At 66.9% G+C, this 20,378-nt stretch carries 19 protein-coding genes and 1 tRNA gene; 9 read left to right on the plus strand and 11 right to left on the minus strand.

Annotated features, from left to right (window positions below):
* The first annotated feature begins 9 nt into the window (after nucleotides 1-9).
* Nucleotides 10-990, plus strand: coding sequence for a threonine/serine dehydratase (locus ABL308_12380; GenBank protein ID XBQ15741.1), 981 nt, complete (start codon nucleotides 10-12; stop codon nucleotides 988-990).
* Here ABL308_12380 and ABL308_12385 read toward each other — a convergent pair.
* Nucleotides 987-3,191: a lytic transglycosylase domain-containing protein gene (locus ABL308_12385; protein ID XBQ15742.1), complete on the minus strand. Its 2,205-nt coding sequence runs from the start codon at nucleotides 3,189-3,191 to the stop codon at nucleotides 987-989. The two genes, ABL308_12380 and ABL308_12385, sit on opposite strands and share 4 nt — an antisense overlap.
* A 153-nt stretch (nucleotides 3,192-3,344) precedes the next feature.
* Between ABL308_12385 and dapA the strand changes: the two genes are divergently transcribed.
* Complete coding sequence (gene dapA, locus ABL308_12390) at nucleotides 3,345-4,217, plus strand: 4-hydroxy-tetrahydrodipicolinate synthase (GenBank protein ID XBQ15743.1); 873 nt, start codon at nucleotides 3,345-3,347, stop codon at nucleotides 4,215-4,217.
* Nucleotides 4,214-4,687 carry an SsrA-binding protein SmpB gene (smpB, locus tag ABL308_12395; GenBank protein ID XBQ15744.1) on the plus strand — a complete coding sequence of 158 codons (474 nt, stop codon included), beginning with the start codon at nucleotides 4,214-4,216 and terminating at the stop codon, nucleotides 4,685-4,687. The genes dapA and smpB overlap by 4 nt, the downstream gene beginning before the upstream one ends.
* Here smpB and ABL308_12400 read toward each other — a convergent pair.
* Nucleotides 4,684-5,940 (minus strand): diguanylate cyclase, encoded by a 1,257-nt coding sequence (locus tag ABL308_12400; protein ID XBQ15745.1) that lies wholly within the window; start codon nucleotides 5,938-5,940, stop codon nucleotides 4,684-4,686. The two genes, smpB and ABL308_12400, sit on opposite strands and share 4 nt — an antisense overlap.
* Before the next feature lie 94 nt (nucleotides 5,941-6,034).
* Here ABL308_12400 and ABL308_12405 point away from each other — a divergent pair, with 94 nt between their 5' ends.
* From ABL308_12405 to ABL308_12420, 4 genes are all read left to right on the plus strand, one after another.
* Nucleotides 6,035-7,180, plus strand: a complete 1,146-nt coding sequence (locus ABL308_12405) for a CaiB/BaiF CoA-transferase family protein (GenBank protein ID XBQ15746.1) — start codon at nucleotides 6,035-6,037, stop codon at nucleotides 7,178-7,180.
* A 64-nt stretch (nucleotides 7,181-7,244) separates the two neighbouring features.
* Nucleotides 7,245-8,207, plus strand: coding sequence for a YihY/virulence factor BrkB family protein (locus ABL308_12410; GenBank protein XBQ15747.1), 963 nt, complete (start codon nucleotides 7,245-7,247; stop codon nucleotides 8,205-8,207).
* Nucleotides 8,208-8,280: 73 nt separating this feature from the next.
* Nucleotides 8,281-8,976: a CoA transferase subunit A gene (locus ABL308_12415; GenBank protein XBQ15748.1), complete on the plus strand. Its 696-nt coding sequence runs from the start codon at nucleotides 8,281-8,283 to the stop codon at nucleotides 8,974-8,976.
* 21 nt (nucleotides 8,977-8,997) lie between these two features.
* Nucleotides 8,998-9,645: a CoA transferase subunit B gene (locus tag ABL308_12420; GenBank protein XBQ15749.1), complete on the plus strand. Its 648-nt coding sequence runs from the start codon at nucleotides 8,998-9,000 to the stop codon at nucleotides 9,643-9,645.
* 162 nt (nucleotides 9,646-9,807) lie between these two features.
* Here ABL308_12420 and ABL308_12425 read toward each other — a convergent pair whose 3' ends face one another.
* The 9 genes from ABL308_12425 to ABL308_12465 form a co-directional block, all read right to left on the minus strand.
* Nucleotides 9,808-11,190, minus strand: a complete 1,383-nt coding sequence (locus tag ABL308_12425; GenBank protein XBQ15750.1) for an L-serine ammonia-lyase — start codon at nucleotides 11,188-11,190, stop codon at nucleotides 9,808-9,810.
* Nucleotides 11,190-11,456 (minus strand): Lrp/AsnC ligand binding domain-containing protein, encoded by a 267-nt coding sequence (locus ABL308_12430; GenBank protein ID XBQ15751.1) that lies wholly within the window; start codon nucleotides 11,454-11,456, stop codon nucleotides 11,190-11,192. The genes ABL308_12425 and ABL308_12430 overlap by 1 nt, the downstream gene beginning before the upstream one ends.
* 18 nt (nucleotides 11,457-11,474) lie before the next feature.
* On the minus strand, nucleotides 11,475-12,323 hold the full coding sequence (locus ABL308_12435) for a tryptophan 2,3-dioxygenase family protein (GenBank protein XBQ15752.1): 849 nt from the start codon (nucleotides 12,321-12,323) through the stop codon (nucleotides 11,475-11,477).
* Between the two features lie 61 nt (nucleotides 12,324-12,384).
* Nucleotides 12,385-13,059, minus strand: a complete 675-nt coding sequence (locus ABL308_12440) for a fumarylacetoacetate hydrolase family protein (protein ID XBQ15753.1) — start codon at nucleotides 13,057-13,059, stop codon at nucleotides 12,385-12,387.
* 88 nt (nucleotides 13,060-13,147) lie between these two features.
* On the minus strand, nucleotides 13,148-13,936 hold the full coding sequence (locus ABL308_12445; GenBank protein XBQ15754.1) for a slipin family protein: 789 nt from the start codon (nucleotides 13,934-13,936) through the stop codon (nucleotides 13,148-13,150).
* A gap of 40 nt (nucleotides 13,937-13,976) precedes the next feature.
* Entirely contained in the window at nucleotides 13,977-15,410 is a 1,434-nt protein-coding gene (locus ABL308_12450; GenBank protein XBQ15755.1) for a nodulation protein NfeD, read from the minus strand.
* Between the two features lie 156 nt (nucleotides 15,411-15,566).
* Nucleotides 15,567-17,402, minus strand: coding sequence for a hypothetical protein (locus tag ABL308_12455; GenBank protein ID XBQ15756.1), 1,836 nt, complete (start codon nucleotides 17,400-17,402; stop codon nucleotides 15,567-15,569).
* On the minus strand, nucleotides 17,395-18,180 hold the full coding sequence (locus ABL308_12460) for a DUF305 domain-containing protein (protein ID XBQ15757.1): 786 nt from the start codon (nucleotides 18,178-18,180) through the stop codon (nucleotides 17,395-17,397). The genes ABL308_12455 and ABL308_12460 overlap by 8 nt, the downstream gene beginning before the upstream one ends.
* 214 nt (nucleotides 18,181-18,394) lie before the next feature.
* Nucleotides 18,395-18,484, minus strand: a tRNA-Ser gene (locus ABL308_12465).
* Nucleotides 18,485-18,647: 163 nt separating this feature from the next.
* On the opposite strand from ABL308_12465, the gene ABL308_12470 reads away from it, so the two are divergent.
* Nucleotides 18,648-19,163, plus strand: a complete 516-nt coding sequence (locus ABL308_12470; protein ID XBQ15758.1) for a septal ring lytic transglycosylase RlpA family protein — start codon at nucleotides 18,648-18,650, stop codon at nucleotides 19,161-19,163.
* A 71-nt stretch (nucleotides 19,164-19,234) separates the two neighbouring features.
* Complete coding sequence (locus ABL308_12475; protein ID XBQ15759.1) at nucleotides 19,235-20,377, plus strand: D-alanyl-D-alanine carboxypeptidase family protein; 1,143 nt, start codon at nucleotides 19,235-19,237, stop codon at nucleotides 20,375-20,377.
* Nucleotide 20,378 lies beyond the last annotated feature (1 nt).

The following is a 20,378-nucleotide window of genomic DNA, read 5'->3' on the forward strand; positions in this document are numbered from 1 at the left end:
AAGCCGACCATGAGCGTTGCGATTCCAACCTTTGAAGACGTCAGCGCCGCCGCCCGGCGGATCGCTGGAGAGGCGGTCCGTACGCCGCTTCTGACCAGCGCTGCGCTGGACGCGCGGCTCGGCGGGCGGGTTTTCATCAAGCCTGAAGTCCTGCAGCGCACCGGCAGTTTCAAATTCCGCGGCGCGTTCAACGCTCTGTCGAAACTTGACGAAGCGCAGCGCGAAGCCGGCGTGGTCGCGTTCTCCTCGGGCAATCACGCCCAGGGCGTCGCGGAGGCCGCGCGAATTCTGGACATGCCGGCGATCATCGTGATGCCGTCCGATGCGCCGGAGATCAAGAAGGCCGGGGTTCTGGCGCGCGGAGCGCAATTGCGGCTCTATGATCGGGAGACCGAAAGCCGCGAAGCGATCGCGCAAGAGCTCTGCGAGCGCTCCGGCGCTGCGCTGATCCCGTCCTTCGATCATCCGGACATCATCGCCGGGCAGGGCACGTCGGGGCTTGAGATCTTCGACGACCTGCATGCGCTCGGGGTGGCCGCCGACCGGCTCGTCTGCTGTGTCGGCGGGGGCGGACTGATCGGCGGGATCAACCTCGCCGCAGCCGAGCTGTCGCCCGAAACCGAGGTGTTCGGCGCTGAGCCCGAAGGCTTCGACGATCACGCCCGGTCTCTGGTGTCCGGCGCAAGTGAGACCAATGCGCGCAAGTCGGGCTCCGTCTGCGACGCGCTGCTCTCTGAAAGCCCTGGAGAAATAACCTTCGCCATCAACCGGCCCCGCCTGAGAGGTGTCGGCGTGGTCAGCGACGAGGAGGCGCTGGCGGCCGTTCGCTACGCGTTCGAGACGCTGAAGCTGGTCGTCGAGCCGGGCGGGGCGGCGGCGCTGGCCGCCGTGCTGAGCGGGAAAATAGAGACCGCCGGCCGGACCACGGTGGTGGTCCTGACCGGCGGCAATGTCGATCCGGGCGTGTTCGCCCGCGCGATCTCGGCCTAGAGCCGGCTTTCCGACCCGCCGAAGGGCGCGCCGGAGGCTTCGCCGTCTTCGTCCTCAGGATCGCCGAGATAGGGGCCTTCGGGCGCGATCTCGGTCTCCTCGTCCATTTCCTCGGACATGGCCTGGGCTTCACGCAGCGCGTCAACGAAATCCTCGGGAAGGGCCGGCAGGTCGCGCCGGAACTGACCGCCGGTCATGTCGGTCTCGATGTTCAGCGGGGCAGCCATCCCTTCGGACAGGCGAGCGCGATAGACCTGCACGTTCTCGATCACGCGCTGCACGTAGTTGCGCGTCTCCGAGAACGGGATGCTCTCAACCCAGTCGATCGGGTCGATGTCGCCGGTGCGCGGATCGCCGTAGCTTTCCACCCAGCGGCGGACGCGGTGACCGCCCGCATTGTAAGCCGCCAGCGCCATCACCAGCGAGCCGTCATAGTCGGTGACGACCTCTTCAAGGTGCGCCATGCCGAGCGTGAGATTGTAGTCCGGGTCGTCGGTCAGCCAGTGGAAGCTGTAGGGCACCTGCAGCTGCCGGGCGGTCTGGCGCGCCGTGGCGGGCATCATCTGCATCAGCCCGCGCGCGCCCGCACCCGAGACCGCCTGGGGATCGAACTCGGTCTCCTGACGGATCACCGAATAGGTGAGCGCGGCTTCGGGAACGATCGGCGCGTTCTCGGGCAGATCGATCACCGGATAGGCGCGTTCGGCCAGCACCATGCCCTGCATCCGGCCGGCCTTGGCCGCGCGCACTGCCTGACGCACGCGCAGGAAGTCGAGCGCGAGGTCGGCCAGCATGGCCTGCTCGATGTCGGTCTCCATCTCGTCGTCGTAGTGGTAGGTGAACACCCGGAAGAAATAGTCGCTGTCGATCTCCCCGAGCATGCGCATCGCCTTCACCGCTTCACGCTGCTCGAACGCGGCGCGTTGTTCGGCGGTCGGCACCGGATCGGGCGGCAGCTCGAGCGCGGCGGCGTCGGGGCCGAGCGCCAGCACGGCCAGCTGGCCGTAATAGGCGGTCGGGTGCTGGGCGGCGGCGGTGAAGCGCTCGCGGGCGAGGTCGAGATCGCCGGCGGCTTCTGCGGCGCGGCCCTGCCAGTATTTCGCGCGCGACAGCGAGACCGGCGTGGAGACGCCTTCCTGGAGCCGCTCGAAATGATTGAGAGCGGTTTCCGCTTCGCCGAGTTTCGTCAGCGCCAGCCAGCCGGCGAGGAACTCCGCATCTGCGAAGTCGACGCCCTCGGTCATGCCGTTATTGGCGGCGAGCTGATAGGCCGTGTCGAAATCACCGTCCCGGATGAGATCGAGGATCATGAGCTTGCGCTCGGTCCACATCGCTTCGAGCGCGGCTTCATTGCCGTGCTCGCCGGGCAGTTCAAGAAGCAGGGGAAGGGAGGTGTCCAGCCCAGAGCGCCGGCGCCAGCGGGCGCGCTCGTAGACGAGACCCGGATGGCTCTGAAGACTTTCGGGCACGGCGTCCACCGCACCGTCCACGCCGGCCGCGCGCGCGGCGAGACGGATGCGCGCCTCGGCGACACGGCGGTCGCCCGAGGTGAGTTCAGGCATCAGCCGGCTCGCCGCGGTGCGCTGGCCCGACCAGAGCAGGTAGTCGACGCGTTCGGCGTGATCGTCCTGGGAGAACAGATCGCCGTGCTCGCGCAGGACCTCGCTCTGATTGGACAGGCGAAGGGTCTCGCTGCGCCATGCCTGACGGATATGCTCGCGTCCTTCGTCGACCCGGCCGATATCGATCAGCGCTTCGCCGTAGGCGACGCGGCCTTCGCCGGTGACGGGCGGGTGTTCCTCGAACCAGGCGACGACTTCCGCGTCGCTGAGCCGGGACTCCTCGATCTTCCACTCCGCCTCGCGGCGGACGGCCCACTCGCGCGGCCAGCCGTCGAGCTGATCGACCGCCAGGTCGAGTTCGGCGAAGGAGGTTCGTGGGTCGCTGGTGGCGATGCGCCAGAGCAGGATCTTGTCGGCGACCGGATCTGAAATGTCCGCCCGGGCGCTGCGCACCGCCTCCCAGTCGTCCTCGTCGGCCGCGCGCATCGCGCGCCGGAACGCCGCGAAGTCCCGGTCGTTGAGGACCTCCGAGTAGTTCGGCGCATCCGGCTTCAACCGCGGGACCGGCGTGTCGGCGAGCGCACAGGGCGCGGCCGCGGTCAGCAGGGCTGCGGCGAGAGCGGCGGATCGAATGATCATGCGGGCAAGCCTCCGGCTGGTAAGCCCCTTCCAGAGGGAAAGGTGGGGTATGGTGAACGTCCTGTCCATGACGATCGCTTCGTCTTGGCGCAGCGAATTTGCAGTCGTATGGTCCGCGACCCTTTTTCTTCCGGCTTTTCAAGGTGACGCATGATGTTCAGCGGGTCCTTCACGGCTCTGGTCACGCCATTCAAGAACGGCGCCGTGGACGAGGCGGCGTTCGCCGATCTGATCGAGCGTCAGATCGCGGCGGGCACGCACGGCCTGGTGCCGGCTGGAACCACCGGCGAAACCCCGACCCTGGAGGCGGACGAGCGCCGCCGGGTGGTCGAGCTGACCGTGGAGATCACGCGCGGCCGCGTGCCGGTGATCGCAGGAACCGGAGTGAACGCCACCGCCGGGACCATGGAATGGCAGAAACACGCCAAAACAGTGGGTTGCGACGCGGGCCTGGTCGTCGCGCCGTATTATAACAAGCCGTCCCAGGACGGGCTGGCGGCCCATTTCGAGGCGGTCGCCGAAGCTGTCGCCCTGCCGATCGTGGTCTACAACATTCCCGGCCGGTCGATCGTGGACATCTCCGCCGAGACGATGGCGCGGATCGCGAAGCATCCGAACATCGTGGGCGTGAAGGACGCCACAGGCGAGGTCGAGCGGGTGACGATGCACCGGCTTCTTATCGGCGAGGACTTCGTCCAGCTTTCAGGCGAAGACGCCAGCGCGCTGGGCTATAACGCTCATGGCGGGCACGGCGCGATCTCGGTGAGCTCGAACGTGGCCCCCGAGCTTTGCGCCCGGTTCCAGCAGGCCTGTCTCGATGGAAAGTGGGACGAGGCGCGCAAACTGAACGACCGGTTGCAGCCGCTGCATGAGGCGCTGTTCGCAGCCCCGAGTCCGGGTCCGGCGAAATACGCGCTCTCGTTGCTGGGCCTGTGCGAACCCGGCACGCGTCTGCCGCTCGTGGAGATCCCCGACGCGGTCAAGACGAAGGTCCGCGCTGCGATGGAAGGCTGCGGCCTTCTATGAGCAAGGACAAGAGCAACAAGGACGGCCTGGTCGCAGTCAATCGCCGGGCGAAGTTCGACTACGAGATCACCGACACGTTCGAGGCCGGCATCCAACTCGTGGGCACGGAGGTGAAAACCCTGCGCGAGGGCAAGGCGAACATCGCCGAGGCCTATGTGAGCCCGGAAAAGGGGGAGATCTGGCTTATCAACGCCGACTTTCCGCCCTATCACAGCGGCAACCGGTTCAATCACGAACCGCGCCGGCCCAGAAAGCTGCTCCTTCACAAGAGGGAGATGAACAAGCTCGCCGGCTCGGTGAACCGTGGAGGGCTGACGATCGTGCCGCTGCGGCTGTATTTCAACGACCGCGGTCTCGCCAAGATCCAGATCGGCCTGGCCAAGGGCAAGAAGACGATCGACAAGCGCGAGACCAAGAAGGAGCGTGACTGGCAGCGCTCCAAGCAGCGCATCCTCAAGCAGTTCGGCTAGCCGTAGGCGGCGACGGGCACCGGTCCGAACGGTGCGAGCGCGGCGCGGGCGAGATCTGCGCCGGTGCGCCCGGGTTCGGCCTCGAAAACCCGCGTACTCAGCGACAGGCGGAAGGGGCGGCTGGGATCGCGCCCCTCATAGGCCGTGCATTCGGTGATGGCGCTGATCCGGGACGCGACGAGGCGGGCTTCGTCCGCCCGCGTGTTGGGCAGCGCCACATAAAATCCCGTTCCGCCCGACCTGACCGCGAGATCTTCCGCGCGCACGCAGTGGCGCAGCATGGCGGAGAACTGGTCGAGCGCGGCCAGCCCCTGAGCTTCGCCCGCCTCCGTGGGCGCGGTCGCCTCGATCCCGATCATCGACAGCGTGCGGCCCTTCACCGACGCCGCGTCGGCGAGCGAGGCGAGGTGGCGTTCGCCGAACTCGGCGTTGAACAGGTCGGTGTTGGTGTCCAGGAGCGCGCTGGCGCGGCAGGCTTCGAGCAGCGCCTTGGCCGCACGACGTCGGCGGCGCTCTGCGGTGAGCGCGGTGACGCGCTCGCGCATCTCGTCTGATCCCGCGTTCGTGTCCAGAAGGTCGCTGGCCCCGCGGGCGAAGGCTTCGTCCGCGCCGGGATAGCCGTCCCCGCGCGTCAGAAGAATGACCGGCGTGTGATAGAGCCGGGTGTTGCGGCGCATGGCGGAGCAGACGGTGTGGGCGAGATCGGGCCGGGGCTCGGTGTTCAGCACCACGGCGTCGAAGGCGCGCTCATGCAGGTAATCGAACGCGTTGAAGGTCGAGAACGCCGCGACGGTCTGCACGTCCGCGCCGGACATGGCGTGCTGAAGCCGCATGAAGCCGGGGCAGGGCGCGCCGACGAACAGCACGGTCGAGCCTTCACCGCCCGACGCGGGCGGGACCGGCCGGTATCCGGCGTTCTCGGCGTCCTGCGCCCTGAGGCGCGAGACCGCTTCGAGCACGTCGAGGCGAATCATCGCCCTCAACCGCGCTGCGATCTGGACCGCATGGGCGGGCGCGCGCAGCCTTGCGTCGGCCTGGCCGGCATGGCCGACCGCGAGATGGACGAGCGCGGACAGATCGTCTGTCGGCGGAGCAAAGCTCAAAACCGCGTCGAAACAGCCCTCTGAGGCTGCAGAGCCGGCGCGCTCGGGCGTCGCGAACGCGGTGTCGAACCCGAGCGGACCGAGCGCCGCAGCGGTGTCGCGCTCGCCGTCTTCCGGCGCGATCACGAGAATGGAAAAAGCCCGTCCCAAAGGCGCCCCCCGCATGGAACCGCCCGCATTGTGTCGTTCAATGTTCAGTGCCACAACAGATTTTCCCGACTCGCCGCCCCTAAAGGACGTGGAAATGGATCAACGCATTCAAGCACAAGGCCCTTTGCGCGGCGTTAAAGTGGTGGAATTTGTCGGACTGGGCCCTGCGCCCTTTTGCGCGATGCTTCTGTCCGACCTTGGCGCGGACGTGGTGCGCATCGACCGTCCCGGCGCGCTCGGCGGCGGCGCGGCGGAGGTGCTGGCCAGGGGGCGGCGCTCGATCGGGCTCAATCTGAAGAAGCGAGAAGCCGTCGATACCTGTATCGAACTTCTCAAGCAGGCTGATATCCTGCTGGAGGGCTATCGTCCCGGTGTGATGGAGCGGCTGGGCCTCGGGCCGGACGTGGCGCTCGAGGCCAATCCGAAACTTGTCTACGGCCGGATGACCGGTTGGGGTCAGCACGGGCCGCTGGCGCATGCGGCCGGCCACGATCTCAATTACATCGCGCTCACCGGCGCGCTCGGCGCGATCGGTCCGAAGGAAAAGCCGGTCCCTCCGCTCAACGTCGTCGGTGATTTCGGCGGCGGCTCGCTTTATCTGGCCGTGGGCGTGCTGGCGGCGCTGCACCATGCGAAAGCGACCGGCGAGGGCCAGGTGGTCGACGCCGCGATCGTGGACGGCGCGACCCATCTGATGGCCGCCATCCATCAGCTCTCGGCGATGGGCATGTGGGGCGGCGCGCGCGGTGAGAACCTGCTCGACGGCGGGGCGCCGTTCTACGACTGCTACGCCTGCGCGGACGGCGAATTCGTTTCGATCGCACCGCTGGAGCCCGAATTCTTCGCGCTTCTGATCGAGAAGCTGGGCCTCGGCGATCATCCCGCGATGAAGAACCAGTACGACGCCTCGACCTGGCCGGAGATGCGCACGGCGTTCGAGGAGACGTTCAGATCGAAAACCCGCGCCGAATGGTGCGAGCTTCTCGAAGGCACCGACGCCTGCTTTGCGCCGGTGCTGAGCCCTGCGGAGGCCAGGGACCATGCGCACATGGCCGCGCGCGGGGCCTTCGAGGATGTGGATGGTGTGAGCCAGTCTGCGCCCGCCCCACGTTTCTCCCGCACCCCGGGCGCGATTCAGGGCGCAGGGCCGAAGCCGGGAGGGGATACGGAAGCCGCGCTCGCAGACTGGGGCTTCGACGCGAAGGCCATCGCTCGGCTCAGAGACGCCGGGGCGATCTGATCGCCCGTCGTTTGCGCTTCGGGCTGAAAGGCGTATGTGAAGACCTGACGCCTGAAGGAAAGCGATGACGCCCGCACGCCTCGTCAACTCGGTGCGCCAGCATCTCAGCCCGGTCCTGCGTTCGCCGATTGTGACCGTCGTCGTGCGCGCCGTGGACCGGATGATGGCGCGCGAGGTGATGCTGTTTGCGGGCGGGGCCAGCTTCTTCGGCTTGCTGGCGCTCTTCCCGGCCGTGCTCCTGGGGATTTCGATCTACGGCCTGGTGTTCACACCTGACGACGCGCTCAATCAGATCACGCGGCTGCAGCTCACCGGCGTTCTGCCGCCGAGCGCTGCGGGCTTTCTCAACACCCAGCTCTCAAATCTCGCCCAGGCCTCGAACGCCTCGCTGACGGTGCAGGGCGCGATCGCCTTCGTGATCGCGCTGTTCGCCTCGGCGCGCGGCGCGAAAGCGGTGATCGCGGGGCTGAACCAGATCGCCCGGCGCGGCGATCTCAGGAACATCCTGCACTTCAATCTTCTGGCGATGGGCGCGGTGCTGGCCGGCGGCGCGCTTCTGGCGACGGCCAACATCCTGGTGCTCACCGTGCCGAACCTCATCCGCCCGCTGCTGAGGGGCCTCGGCAGCGAGGCGGCGGACGCGGCGGCGGGCGTGTTCAACGAGTGGACCATCGCCACGCTGACCATGGCGACCGCGCTCGTGCTCCTCTACCGCTTCGTGATGCAGCGCGCAGGAGAGACCAGCTGGCGGGCGAGCCTGATCGGCGCAGGCTCGGCCTGCGGGGTCTGGCTGCTGGCGTCCAAGGGCTTCAGCCTCTATGTGTCCACCATCGTCAATCCGACGATCTACGGCCCGCTCGGGGCGTTGATCGTCTTCCTGCTCTGGGTCTACTGGACGAGCTATGCGGTGTTCCTCGGCGGGGCTCTTGCGGTCGAGGTCGATCGCTGGCGGTCGCGGCGCGGCGAGGCGAAGGTCGCCGAGAAGGCCGAGCCGCCGCGTCCCCAGACCGATCGCGACGCCGCCTGAGCGGGGCTTGCGACGTGCTGCGAGCAGGATTAAACGAGCGTTGAAAATCTAACCGGCGACAGGGAGACCGGCCTTGGCGAACAAGATCTATCCGGACGCGAAATCCGCGCTCGAAGGGCTCACCTTCGACGGCATGACCGTGATGGCGGGCGGTTTCGGCCTGTGCGGCATTCCGGAGAACCTCATCCTGGCGCTGCGTGATTCCGGCGCGAAGGACCTCACGGTGATCTCCAACAACGCCGGGGTGGACGATTTCGGGCTGGGACTGCTGCTGCACACCCGGCAAATCAAGAAGATGATCAGCTCCTATGTGGGTGAGAACAAGACGTTCGAACGCCAGTATCTGTCCGGCGAGCTCGAGCTCGAATTCAACCCGCAGGGCACGCTCGCCGAGCGCTGCCGCGCGGGCGGGGCGGGCATTCCGGCCTTCTACACCAAGACCGGCGTCGGCACGCTGGTCGCCGAAGGCAAGGAGCACAAGGAATTCGGCGGCGAGACCTACATCATGGAGACCGGCCTGACCGCGGACCTGTCCATCGTGAAGGCCTGGAAGGCGGACAAGGCGGGCAATCTCGTCTTCCGCAAGACCGCGCGGAACTTCAATCCGATGATGGCGACCGCCGGCAAGGTGACCGTCGCGGAGGTCGAGGAGATCGTCGAGATCGGCGAACTCGACGCCGACCACATCCACACCCCCGGCATTTTCGTGCAGCGCCTGATCCAGGGCGAACACGAGAAGCGCATCGAACAGCGCACCGTGCGTTCGTAAGCGAGAGACAAGGAGCTAGACATGGCCTGGACCCGCGACCAACTCGCCGAACGCGCCGCCAAGGAGCTTGAGGACGGCTTCTACGTCAATCTCGGCATCGGGATCCCGACGCTGGTGGCGAATTACATTCCCGAGGGGATGGACGTCACCCTGCAGTCGGAGAACGGCATGCTGGGCATGGGGCCGTTCCCGCGGGAGAACGAGGTCGATCCCGACCTCATCAACGCCGGCAAGCAGACCATCACCGAGCTTCCCCAGACCAGCTATTTCAGCTCGGCGGACAGCTTCGGCATGATCCGGGGCGGGCACATCAACCTGTCCATCCTGGGCGCGATGGAGGTCTCCGAGAAAGGCGACATCGCCAACTGGATGATCCCGGGCAAGATGGTCAAGGGCATGGGCGGGGCGATGGACCTCGTCGCCGGCGTTCAGCGCGTGGTCGTGATCATGGACCACACCAACAAGGCCGGCGAACCCAAGCTGCTGCACGAATGCTCGCTGCCGCTGACCGGCAAGGGCTGCGTGGACCGCATCATCACCACGATGGGCGCGTTCGATGTGACCGAGGACGGCCTAAAGCTCATCGAACTCGCCCCGGACGTGACGGTCGCCGACATCGAGGCCTGCACCGAGGCGAAGTTCAAGACGGCTGAAGGGCTGGCGGCTTAGCCGATCAGCCCAAGCCCTCCACTCGGTGAATTCCCGGCCGTATCCCCGGACCTGATCCGGGGGTAGGGCCGGGACCTCGTCCCGAGTGTGGCGCAAGCGTCCAAGCGCGGTCCGGGGTTAGCGCCTCGCCTACCGCCTGTCAGGAAAACCCGCCGAACGCCCTCAACACACCGGCACGTTCACGGCGAGGCCGCCAGTGCTGGTTTCCTTGTATTTGTCGTTCATGTCGGCGGCGGTCTGGCGCATCGTTTCGATGACCTGATCGAGGCTGACCTTGTATTCGCTGGCGCCGATCATCGCCAGGCGCGCGGCGTTGATCGCCTTGATCGCGCCGATGGCGTTTCTTTCGATGCAGGGGATCTGAACGAGCCCGCCCACAGGATCGCAGGTGAGCCCCAGATTGTGCTCCATCGCGATCTCGGCGGCGTTCTCGATCTGCTTGTTCGACCCGCCCAGCGCTGCGGCCAGGGCGCCTGCGGCCATCGAGCAGGCCACGCCGACCTCGCCCTGACAGCCGGCTTCAGCGCCGGAGATCGAGGCGTTCTTCTTGTAGAGCGCGCCGATCGCTGCGGCGGTCAGGAAGAAGCGGCACAGCGCGTCGCTATCGCCCGAGCGCCGATGATGGCGGTCGAAATAGCGCGCCACGGCCGGGATGATGCCGGCCGCGCCGTTGGTCGGCGCGGTGACGACCTTGCCGCCGGCCGCGTTCTCCTCGTTCACCGCCATGGCCCAGAGATTGACCCATTCCATGCTGGCCAGCGGATCGGTTTCGGCGCGCGCGGCCTCCTCCATCAGCTTGCGGCGCAGGGCGGGCGCGCGCCGCTTGACCTTCAGCCCGCCGGGCAACTCGCCGTCCATGCGGGTGCCGCGCTCGATGCAGTCTTCCATCGTGGCGGCGATCTCGTCGACGCGGGAGCGGATCTCGTCTTCGCTACGAAACGCGGTTTCGTTGGCCATCATCACTTCAGGGATGGTCAGGCCTTCGCGTTCGCAGATCGCCAGCAGCTGATCGCAGGTGTCGAACGGGTAGGGCTCGCCGCGCAGCGCCTCTGCGGCGGAATTGCGCCCCGCCTCGGCCTCGTCGATCACGAACCCGCCGCCGATCGAGTACCAGATTTCTTCGCGCAGAACATCAGCATCTTCATCGAAGGCCATGAATTTCATGGCGTTTGAGTGAAATGGCAGGCGGGTCTGGCCCTTGAAGAGCAGATCCCGCTCGCGGTCGAACGCGATCTCCCGCCGGCCGAGCAGGCGGATGGTCTTCTCAGCCTCGATACGGTCGATCATGCCGGGCAGGGCGTCGGGATCGGCTTCTTCGGGCGGGACGCCTTCAAGCCCCCACAGGATCGCCTTGTCGGTGGCGTGACCGGTCCCGGTCAGCGCCAGCGAGCCATAGGCTTCGGCCTGCACACGCGCGATTCTGTCGAGCCCGTGCTCGGCTTCGACGCGTTCGAGGAACAGGCGCGCTGCCTTCATCGGGCCGACGGTGTGCGAGCTCGACGGACCGACGCCGATCTTGAAAAGGTCGAAGACGCCGAAATGCATCAGGCTTCGCCCAGGCCCCGGTCGGAGGTGAAGGCGTTGAAACAGATGATCGTCTGGGTGTCCTTCACGCCGGGAACGGTCTGGATCTTCTGGTTCACGAACCGGCCGATATCCGCTTCGCTGGGCACGGCGAACTGCGCCAGCAGGTCGAACGCGCCGGAGACCGAATGGACCTGCCGGGTCTCCTCGACCGTATCGACGATCTGGCTGGCGACGTCATAGGTCCGCCCCAACTCGCATTTGATGAAGATGTAGAACTGACGCATGGGTCCCTGACGTAATGGCTAGAGCGAGGTTCTGACGGTCCAGAGTTCGGGGAAGAGCCGTAGATCGAGCGCCTTGACGAGATAGCCGACGCCCGAGCTGCCCCCCGTGCCGCGCCGGAATCCGATGATCCGCTCGACCGTCTTCATGTGGTTGAAGCGCCATTGCTGGAATTTCTGTTCGAGATCGACGAGCTTTTCGGCGAACTCGTAGAGTTCCCAGTGCTTTTCGACGTCGCGATAGACCTCTCGCCACATCGCTTCGACCGCATCGGACGGCGTGTAGGCTTCCGCCCAGTCCCGGTCGGTCACCCCGGCGGGCAGATCAAAGCCGTGGCGCGCGGCCATGCACAGCGTCTCATCATAAAGGCTCGGCGCGCCGAGGGCGGCGAGCACGCGCGCCTCGTTCTCCGGTTCGTTCCTGAAAACGCGGGCGAGGCGAGGGTTCTTGTTTCCGAGCCGGAACTCCAGGCACCGATACTGCCAGCTCTGAAAGCCCGAGCTTTGCCCCAGCTTGTCGCGGAAGCGCAGATAGTCGGCCGGCGTCATCGTGGCGAGCACGGCCCAGGACTGGGTCAGCTGCTCCTGAATGCGGGCGATGCGGGCGAGGTTCTTCATCGCCGGGCGCGTGCGGTCCGCCTTGAGGTCGGCGATCGCCGCGTCGAGTTCGTGAAGGCAGAGCTTGAGCCAGAGCTCGCTGGCCTGGTGGATCACCAGAAACAGCATCTCGTCATGCTCTCCGGTCAACGGAACCTGCGCGGACAGCACCTGATCGAGCCTGAGATAGGAGCCGTAGGACAGCCCGCCCTCGGGCTCCCAGTGAATGTCCTCGCCGGACAGATCGACGGATGTCTTCAGTCGGTCGGCCATCGCGCGCTCCTCGGCCAGCGGTCTACCCTGCGGGCCCGCCGCCGGGCAAGCGCGCCGCGCGTCAGACCAGAGTGAAGCTCAGCGGCATGAGCCCGTCGATGCGCGCCTCGATCCAGTCTCCGCGCTCGACCGGGCCGACGCCGGCGGGCGTGCCGGTGAAGATGAGGTCGCCGGCTTCCAGCCGCACGAGTTTCGACAGATGGCTGACGATCTCCGCGCTCGACCAGATCATGTGCGACAGATCTGCGGACTGGCGCGCCACACCGTTCACCGAAAGGCTGATCGCGCCCTCGTCGAGGGCCCGGCAGGGCTTGAGCGCGCCCACCGGCGCGGAGCCGTCAAACCCTTTGGCCATGTCCCAGGGCTTGCCGGCTTTCTTTGCCTGGTTCTGAAGATCGCGCCGGGTGAGATCGACTCCCACCGCGCAGGCGTAGATGAGCTTTCCGGCCTGCTCGGGCGAAAGATCAGAGCCGCCGCCGCCGAGCGCGATGACGAGTTCGGCTTCGTAGTGAAGATCCTTGGTCGCAGGCGGGTAGGGGACCGTCTCACCGCTCGTCACCGCATCGCGCGGCTTGGAAAAGAAGAACGGCGGCTCTCGGTCGGGATCGGAGCCCATCTCCCGGGCGTGGTCGGCGTAGTTCCTGCCCACACAGTAAACCCGGCGCACAGGGTACTGACCGCCACCCTCGACGGGCAGGACGGTCTCGGCGGGCGGGGCGATCACGTAGCTGGTCATCTCGGGGCTCTCCATCCAGTGAAGCTGCCCCGCCGCATGAATTTCTTCAACGCTGTTCGCTGCGCTTCGTTTCGCCCGTCTTCAGGCTTCAGCCCTTGCCGCCGCCCTCGGGCTTGCCGAACGCGCCGGAGAAGCGGTGCAGAAGATCGATCGGCATCGGGAAGACGATGGTCGAGCTGCCTTCATTGCCGAGTTCGGTGAGCGTGCCGAGATAGCGCAGCTGCATCGCGCCCTCCTGCTCGCCCAGCACCTGGGCGGCTTCTGCTAGCTTCTGGGCGGCCTGCTGTTCGCCCTCCGCGGAGATGATCTTGGCGCGCCGTTCGCGCTCGGCCTCAGCCTGCCGGGCGATCGCGCGGATCATCGAGGGGTCGAGGTCGACATGCTTGATCTCGACGTTGGCCACCTTGATGCCCCAGGCCTCGGTCTGCACGTCGAGGATCTGCTGGATGTCGGCGTTCAGCTTGTCGCGCTCGGTCAGCATCTCGTCGAGATCGTGCTTGCCCAGAACGCTGCGCAGCGTGGTCTGCGCCAGCTGGCTCGTCGCCATGCGGAAGTCTTCCACCTGGTTGATCGCCTTCTGCGCGTCGACGATCCGGTAGTAGATGACCGCGTTCACCTTCACCGACACGTTGTCCTGGCTGATCACGTCCTGGCTGGGAACGTCCTCTGCGACGGTGCGGATGTCCACGCGCACCATCTGCTGAATGAACGGGATGAGGATGATCAGGCCCGGCCCGGACGTCCCGGTATAGCGGCCCAGCGTGTAGACCACGGCGCGTTCGTACTCGCGCAGGATCTTCACCGCAGAGCTGACGATCGCGAACAGGATGACCGCGACGGCCACCCAGAAACCGAGATTGATGCCGAGTTCGGCCATGAACGTCTCTCTCCTTCAGCGTTGCGCGCGCCCCGCGCGCCTAGGCCTTCTTCACCTTGAGGGTCAGTCCGTCGATGCCGGTCACCTTCACGGCGTCTCCGGGGCTTAGCGCGTCCTTTGACACCGCGCTCCAGCGTTCGCCGTCGACCTGCACGAAGCCGCGGTCGCCGGACCATTCCAGCACCGATCCGGTCTGACCGATCAGTCCCTTGTCGCCGGTGGTCACCTTCCGCCCCTGCGCGGCGAGCCCGTAGCTCACCAGAAGGAAGGTCGACAGGCCGAGCACGGCGGTTACAGCCGCGATCGTCCGCCAGTCGATCCGGAAGGCCTCGACCTCTGTGTCCATCAGCATGAGCGCGCCGATCGCGAATGCGGCCAGCCCGCCAAGCGCGAGCAGCCCGCTGCTGGCGATGAAGGCTTCGGCGACCAGAAGCGCAATGCCGAGCACGATCAGCGCCGCGCCCGCATAATTGAGCGGCAGGGTGTTGAGCGCATAAAGCCCGATGATCAGACAGATGATCCCGGCGATCGCAGTGATCGGCTCGAGCCCGTTATAGAAGCTGACCAGAAGCCCGATGAAGCCGAGATTGAGCAGCAGGAAGGCGATGTTTGGATCGGTGATGACCTGCAGAGCCTCTTCGGCGAAGGTCTTCTCGATCGCTTCGACACGCGCGCCTTCGATCTCGAGGGTGACCGTGCGGCCGTCCATGTCCATTTCGCGCCCCTGCGCCTGAGCGAAGAGATCTTCGAGGTCGCTCGCGACGATCTCGATCACGCCCAGCTCGAGCGCCTCGTCTGCAGACGCGCTGACCGCCTCGCGCACCGCACGCTCGGCCCAGTCCGCGTTCCGCCCCCTGAGATCAGCGAGCGAACGGATATAGGCGGCCGCGTCGTTGACCACCTTGTTGCGCAGCGCCTGCGCGTCGCTGGGCGCGGCGGGAGACGCGTCCCCAGCCGCCTCATCGGTCTGCTGAGCGTCACCGTCCTCGCCTGCGGCGTCAGACGGCGCGTCTTCGGCCGGTGCGGGCGAGGGGGAGGGCGCAGGCGATCCGCCCCCGCCGCCGCCCATCTGGATAGGTGTGGCCGCACCGATGGAGGTGCCCGGCGCCATCGCGGCGAGATGGCTGGCGTAGGTGATGAACGCACCTGCGCTGGCCGCCCGCGCGCCAGACGGCGAAACATAGACGATCACGGGCACGTCCGCGCCGAGGATCGCCTGGTTGATGTCGCGCGTGGCCGAATCAAGTCCGCCCGGCGTGTCCATCTGCACCACCAGAGCGGAGGCGGACGCCTCGTCTGCGTCGTCGATCGCGCGGGTGATGAAAGCCGCGGTCGCCGGGCCGATCGGGCCCCTGAGCTCGGCGGTCATGACGAGAGGCGCTTCGGCGTCCTGCCGAACCAGACCCGAGGCGGCGGACAGGGCGATTCCGGCCGCGATGAGAAGGCCAGCGATGAAACGCACGCCGAAAGTCATGTTTCGAGCCCCTTCCGCTCGCCTTTAAAGTTAGCGCAAGCCCGCCCGGAACCAAATGAAAATCGGAAAAGAAAAAGGGGCCGGCGCGAGGCCGGCCCCTGTCTCGAGGCGTGGCGTGCGGGACGCTCTTTCGAGCGCCGCCTTCGCCGGGCGATCCTAGCTCGCCGCGCGGCGCAGCAGGCCGCTGAGTTCGGCCATGCGCTTCGCGTCACGGCCTTCCACGCCCTCCATCGCTTCGGAGAGATCGTTCGCCAGCCGGCGCATGCCGCGACGGTTCGGACGGCCGTCCTCCCAGCGCGCGACCGCCTCGCGGGCGCGCTCGATCAGCTCGGCGTCTACGGATTCGCCGCGCGCAAGCTGGTCGAGATAGGCGTGGGCGACGTCGGGATGGTCGTTCCAGGTGATCGCGGTCTGGGTCTGCACGTTCGCAGCCTCAGGCTCGACGGCCTGCATCGCGGCGGCGAGTTCGGCTTCCGACAGCATGTCGCTGGGCAGAAGCTCGAACACGTGGAGACCACGGACGATCTCGCTGCCGTAGATCTTTCCGTCGCGCCAGTAGGCCGACCAGTAGCCGGCGAGGATCAGCTCGTCCTCATAGACCGGGCCCTGGTCGAAATAGGCGATTTCCTTGAGGTTCGCCGGGTCGGTGAAATCGATGATCGAGATACCGCCCTGGTACCAGGACTGCACGAAGATGTCCCGGCCGGGGATCGGCACCAGCGAGCCGTTGTGCGCGACGCAGTTCTCCGCTTCGCCCTGAACGCTCGGCAGCTTGAAGAAGCTCACGCCCTGAAGCGTGGTCCCGTCGATCTTTGCAACAAGGTTCGCGCCCCAGTTCGCCGGGTCTTCGGCGCGGCAGCGCGCACCGATGCCGCCGCCCCACTCGTCGGTGAAGATGACCGTGTCGCCGGTGTTGTTGAACGTCGCGGAGTGCCAGTAGGCCATATCCGGATCAAACAGCTCGGAAAGGCGCGCGGGGTTTTCGGGATCGGAGATGTCCAGAAGGATGCCGTTGCCCGAGCACGCGCCCGCCGCGATCCCGAGCTCGGGATAGACGGTGATGTCGTGGCAGTGATTGGTCGTCGCGGTCCGCTGGGTGGCGACGCCCGCCCGGCCGCCGCGCCACAGGCCGGCGATCTCGCCGGTGTCGCGGTCGGCGAAGATGCGCGGACGGTTCACGATGGCGGCGTTTTCCGGTGCGTCGAGCGGCACCGCGATCACGTCGATCGAGTAGAGCGCGGTCTCCGGGTTTTCCTCAGGATCGCCGGTCGAGCAGATCTCGAGTTCGTCGGTCGCCCGCACGCCGCTGGTCGCGGAGTTGTAGATATAGACCATCGACGGATCGTCCGGGTTCGGCACCAGCGTGTGGGTGTGCGAGCCCCGGCAGGTCTGAACTGCCGCGACCTGACGGATGTTCTGAAGATCGGAGATGTCGAAGATGCGGATGCCGCGGAAGCGCTCGGCGCTGACTTCGCCTTCGACGCCGCCGACGCCGCAATCGAGCCGGCCCTTGTTCTCCTCCACCGACATGAACATCAGGTCGCCGTGGATCGACACGTCGCCCTGACCGCCCGGGCAGACCAGCGAGGCGACATGCTCGGGCGCGCCCTCCACCGACGTGTCGTAGAAGTTCACCCCGTGATAATTGCCCAGGACCACAAGATCGCCGGTGAACGCGATGTCGGTATTGGAAAAGTTCATCCGCACGGGCAGGGGCGGCAGCTCCTCGCCGGCCTCTTCGGCGGCCTGACGCTCACGGAACATCTCCATCATGCGCGTGGGCGAGAAGAACGTGTCCGGGTCGTAAAAGCCCGGCGGCGGGCTGATCGCGTGCACCCGCTCCATGTTCCAGGCGGCGACGCCCGGATCCTCGACCCCGGCGGCGAGCGTGGTGCGCTCATCCTCGAGAATCGTCTGGGTCTGCGCGTAGGCCGGCGCGGCGAGGGCGATCATCGCCCCGCCGAGCAGGAGTGAACGAAAACGCTTAGTCATGGTGGTGCTCCCCGTGATGGCCGTGCCCGTCTTCCATGGCGTCCAGCATGACGCGCATGCGCAGGATTTCGGCCGATTGATCAGCGACGACGTGAGACAGAAATTCCGAAAGCGTGGTGTCCTGCGCCGCGCCGGGACGGGCGAGCAGGGCTTCGACCATGTCGATCGCGCCTTGGTGGTGAACGATCATGCCTTCGAGAAACAGCCGGTCGAACTCTCCGCCCTCGGCGGCGCGAAGCGCGGCCATCTGATTGGGGCTGAGCATGCCGGGCATGAGCGGCACGTCGCCGGGATCGGGCGCATGCGCGCCGTGATCGGAATGGTCTGCGTGATCGGCATGATCGCCGTGCATGGCGTGGGCGTCATGGCCGCCATGGGCCGAGTGGTCGCCATGCGTGCCGTGACCGGCGTGAAGATCGTCGGCCTCGACCGGTTCGCCGCGCGCTTTCAGCCAGCGCTCCATCAGCGCCATCTCGGCTTCCTGCGTCATGGCGATGCGGCGGCCCAGCAGGACGATCTCGCGATTGCCGGTGCGCTCGGCGATGAGCGCGTTCATCTCCACCGCCTGATCGTGGTGGACGATCATGTGGCGCATGAACTGCGCGTCGGCGGGAATATAGCTCGAGGCCGCCATCTCCACCGATTGCTCGGCGGTCAGCGTCCGGCCGGCCTGCCCCGGCGCGCCCGGATTCTGGATCGGCGGCGTGGCGAAGGCCGGCGCGGCGAAAAACAGCGCTGCACCGGACAGACCTGCGCGCGCCAGAAAGCTCGACGGCATGAAACTCTCCCTCAGATCGGCGGCCAGATTATCGCGTCGAACTATGCGGACAAGTGAAAGCGCGGTAAGGGGAGCGGAACGACTACAGGACGAGCGCGCGCCGGCCCCAAGCCGCGCTCCAACGCCGACGATCCAGCGCCGGTTGGAGTGGGGTCGCCCTGGTGAACGGGACCGCGGCGCGCCCGAAAGCCCAGCAGAACTTGAATTAAAGGCCTGGCGGAGGAGGAGGGATTCGAACCCCCGGAAGGCGTAAACCTTCAACGGTTTTCAAGACCGCCGCTTTCGACCGCTCAGCCACTCCTCCGTCTGAGCCGGTTTAGCGGGCCTTGAAGGCGGCGCGCAAGGCCGCCCGGCTGCACTTGGCGCTGCGCACCGCTCGGCTCTGTGTGACGGCGCGCTTTTCCGATGCGCGGGTTCGGGGCTATGGTCGCCGGGTACCGATCCGAACTGCCGCGAGGACCTCCGACGTGATCAAACGCGCCGCGCCGCTCGCCTTGAGCCTTTTCGGCCTCGCCGCACTGTCCGGCTGCGCCTCCGAAGCCGAGCGAGAGGCCGGCGACGCGCGCCCCGCCGCGCGGGTTTTCAGCCCGCCGGTCTATGAAGCGATCGCACCCGAAAACGACACGCCGCGCGTGGTGGAAACGGGACTCGCCAGCTGGTACGGGCCGGGCTTTCACGGGAACCTCACGGCCAACGGGGAGATTTTCTCCCAGCACGACATGAGCGCGGCGCATCCGAGCCTGCCTCTGCCGAGCCTGGCGCGCGTCACGCGGATCGACACCGGCGAGAGCGTATTGGTGCGGATCAATGATCGCGGGCCGTTCGTGGAGGGCCGGGTGATCGACCTCAGCCGCGCCGCCGCAGACGCGCTCGGCTTCATCGACGACGGCGTCGCCGAGGTCAGGATCGAGGCGCTCGGTCCCGCCGACGCCGCGGACCGCGCCGCGCCGCCTGAGTTCTTCAATCCCGCAGAGCGGCCCTGAGCCGTCATGCTTCCGACACGCTTTATTGCTTTCACGCCCTATCCGAGACACGCCAAAGAGGTGACCCGCCCATGCGCAGACTGATCGCCATCGCCGCCTTCGCGTTCGCAATGGCCGCAGGCCCCGCGTTCGCGCAGGGCTTCGAGACGCGCGCCACCAACGCCGTGATCATGGACTACGAGACCGGCGAGATTCTCTATTCCAAGAACGCCGAAGCGCCGATGCCGCCGGCGTCGATGTCCAAGCTCATGACTGCGCTCATGGTCTTCGAGGCGCTGGAGAACGGCGAGCTCTCCATGGACACCGAGTTGCCGGTCAGCGAGACCGCCTGGCGGCGCGGGGGCTCGGCCTCGGGCTCCTCGACCATGTTCCTCGAGGTGAACTCGCGGGCGCGTGTCGACGATCTTCTGAAGGGCATCATCGTGCAGTCGGGCAACGACGCCTGCATCGTGGTCGCCGAGGCGATCGGTGGCACCGAAGAGAACTTCGCTGACATGATGACCGAGCGCGCCCGCGAGCTGGGGCTGGACACCGCGACCTTCGCGAACGCCACCGGCTGGCCGAACCCCGAACATCGGATCTCGGCCGCCGATCTGGCGCGCCTGGCGCGGCACATCATCTCCGAGCACCAGGCCTATTACGGCCTCTACGGCATCGAGGAGTTCACCTATAACGGCATCCGCCAGTTCAACCGGAACCCGCTTCTGGGCCTGTTCGAGGGCGTGGACGGGCTGAAGACCGGACACACCAGCGAGTCCGGCTACGGCCTGGTCGCTTCGGCCGAGCAGGACGGCGAGCGCCGGATCGTTGTTTTCAACGGCATGGAAAGCGAGCGCGCCCGCGCCGACGAGGCCGAGCGGCTGATGCGCGCAGCGTTCAACGAATTCGAGATGGTCGAGCTCGTCGCCGCCGGTGGGCAGGTCGGCCAGGCCGAGCTCTGGCTGGGCCAGGCCGAAACCGTGCCGCTGCGCGCCGCCGATACGATCCGTGTGGGCATGCACCGCCGCAGCGTGGACGATTTCACCGCCGAGATCGTCTATCAGGGCCCGGTGGAGGCCCCGGTGGCCGAGGGCGATCAGATCGCCAGCCTGGAGATCAGCCTGCCTGACGGCCGCACGCGCACCGTGCCCCTCGAAGCGGCCGCTTCGGTTGAGAAGAAGGGCATGTTCGGCCGGGCCGGGGATTCGCTTCTGCGCCTGATCCGCGGCGGCTGAC

The organism is Oceanicaulis sp. (genome assembly GCA_040112665.1).
Taxonomy (GTDB): domain Bacteria; phylum Pseudomonadota; class Alphaproteobacteria; order Caulobacterales; family Maricaulaceae; genus Oceanicaulis.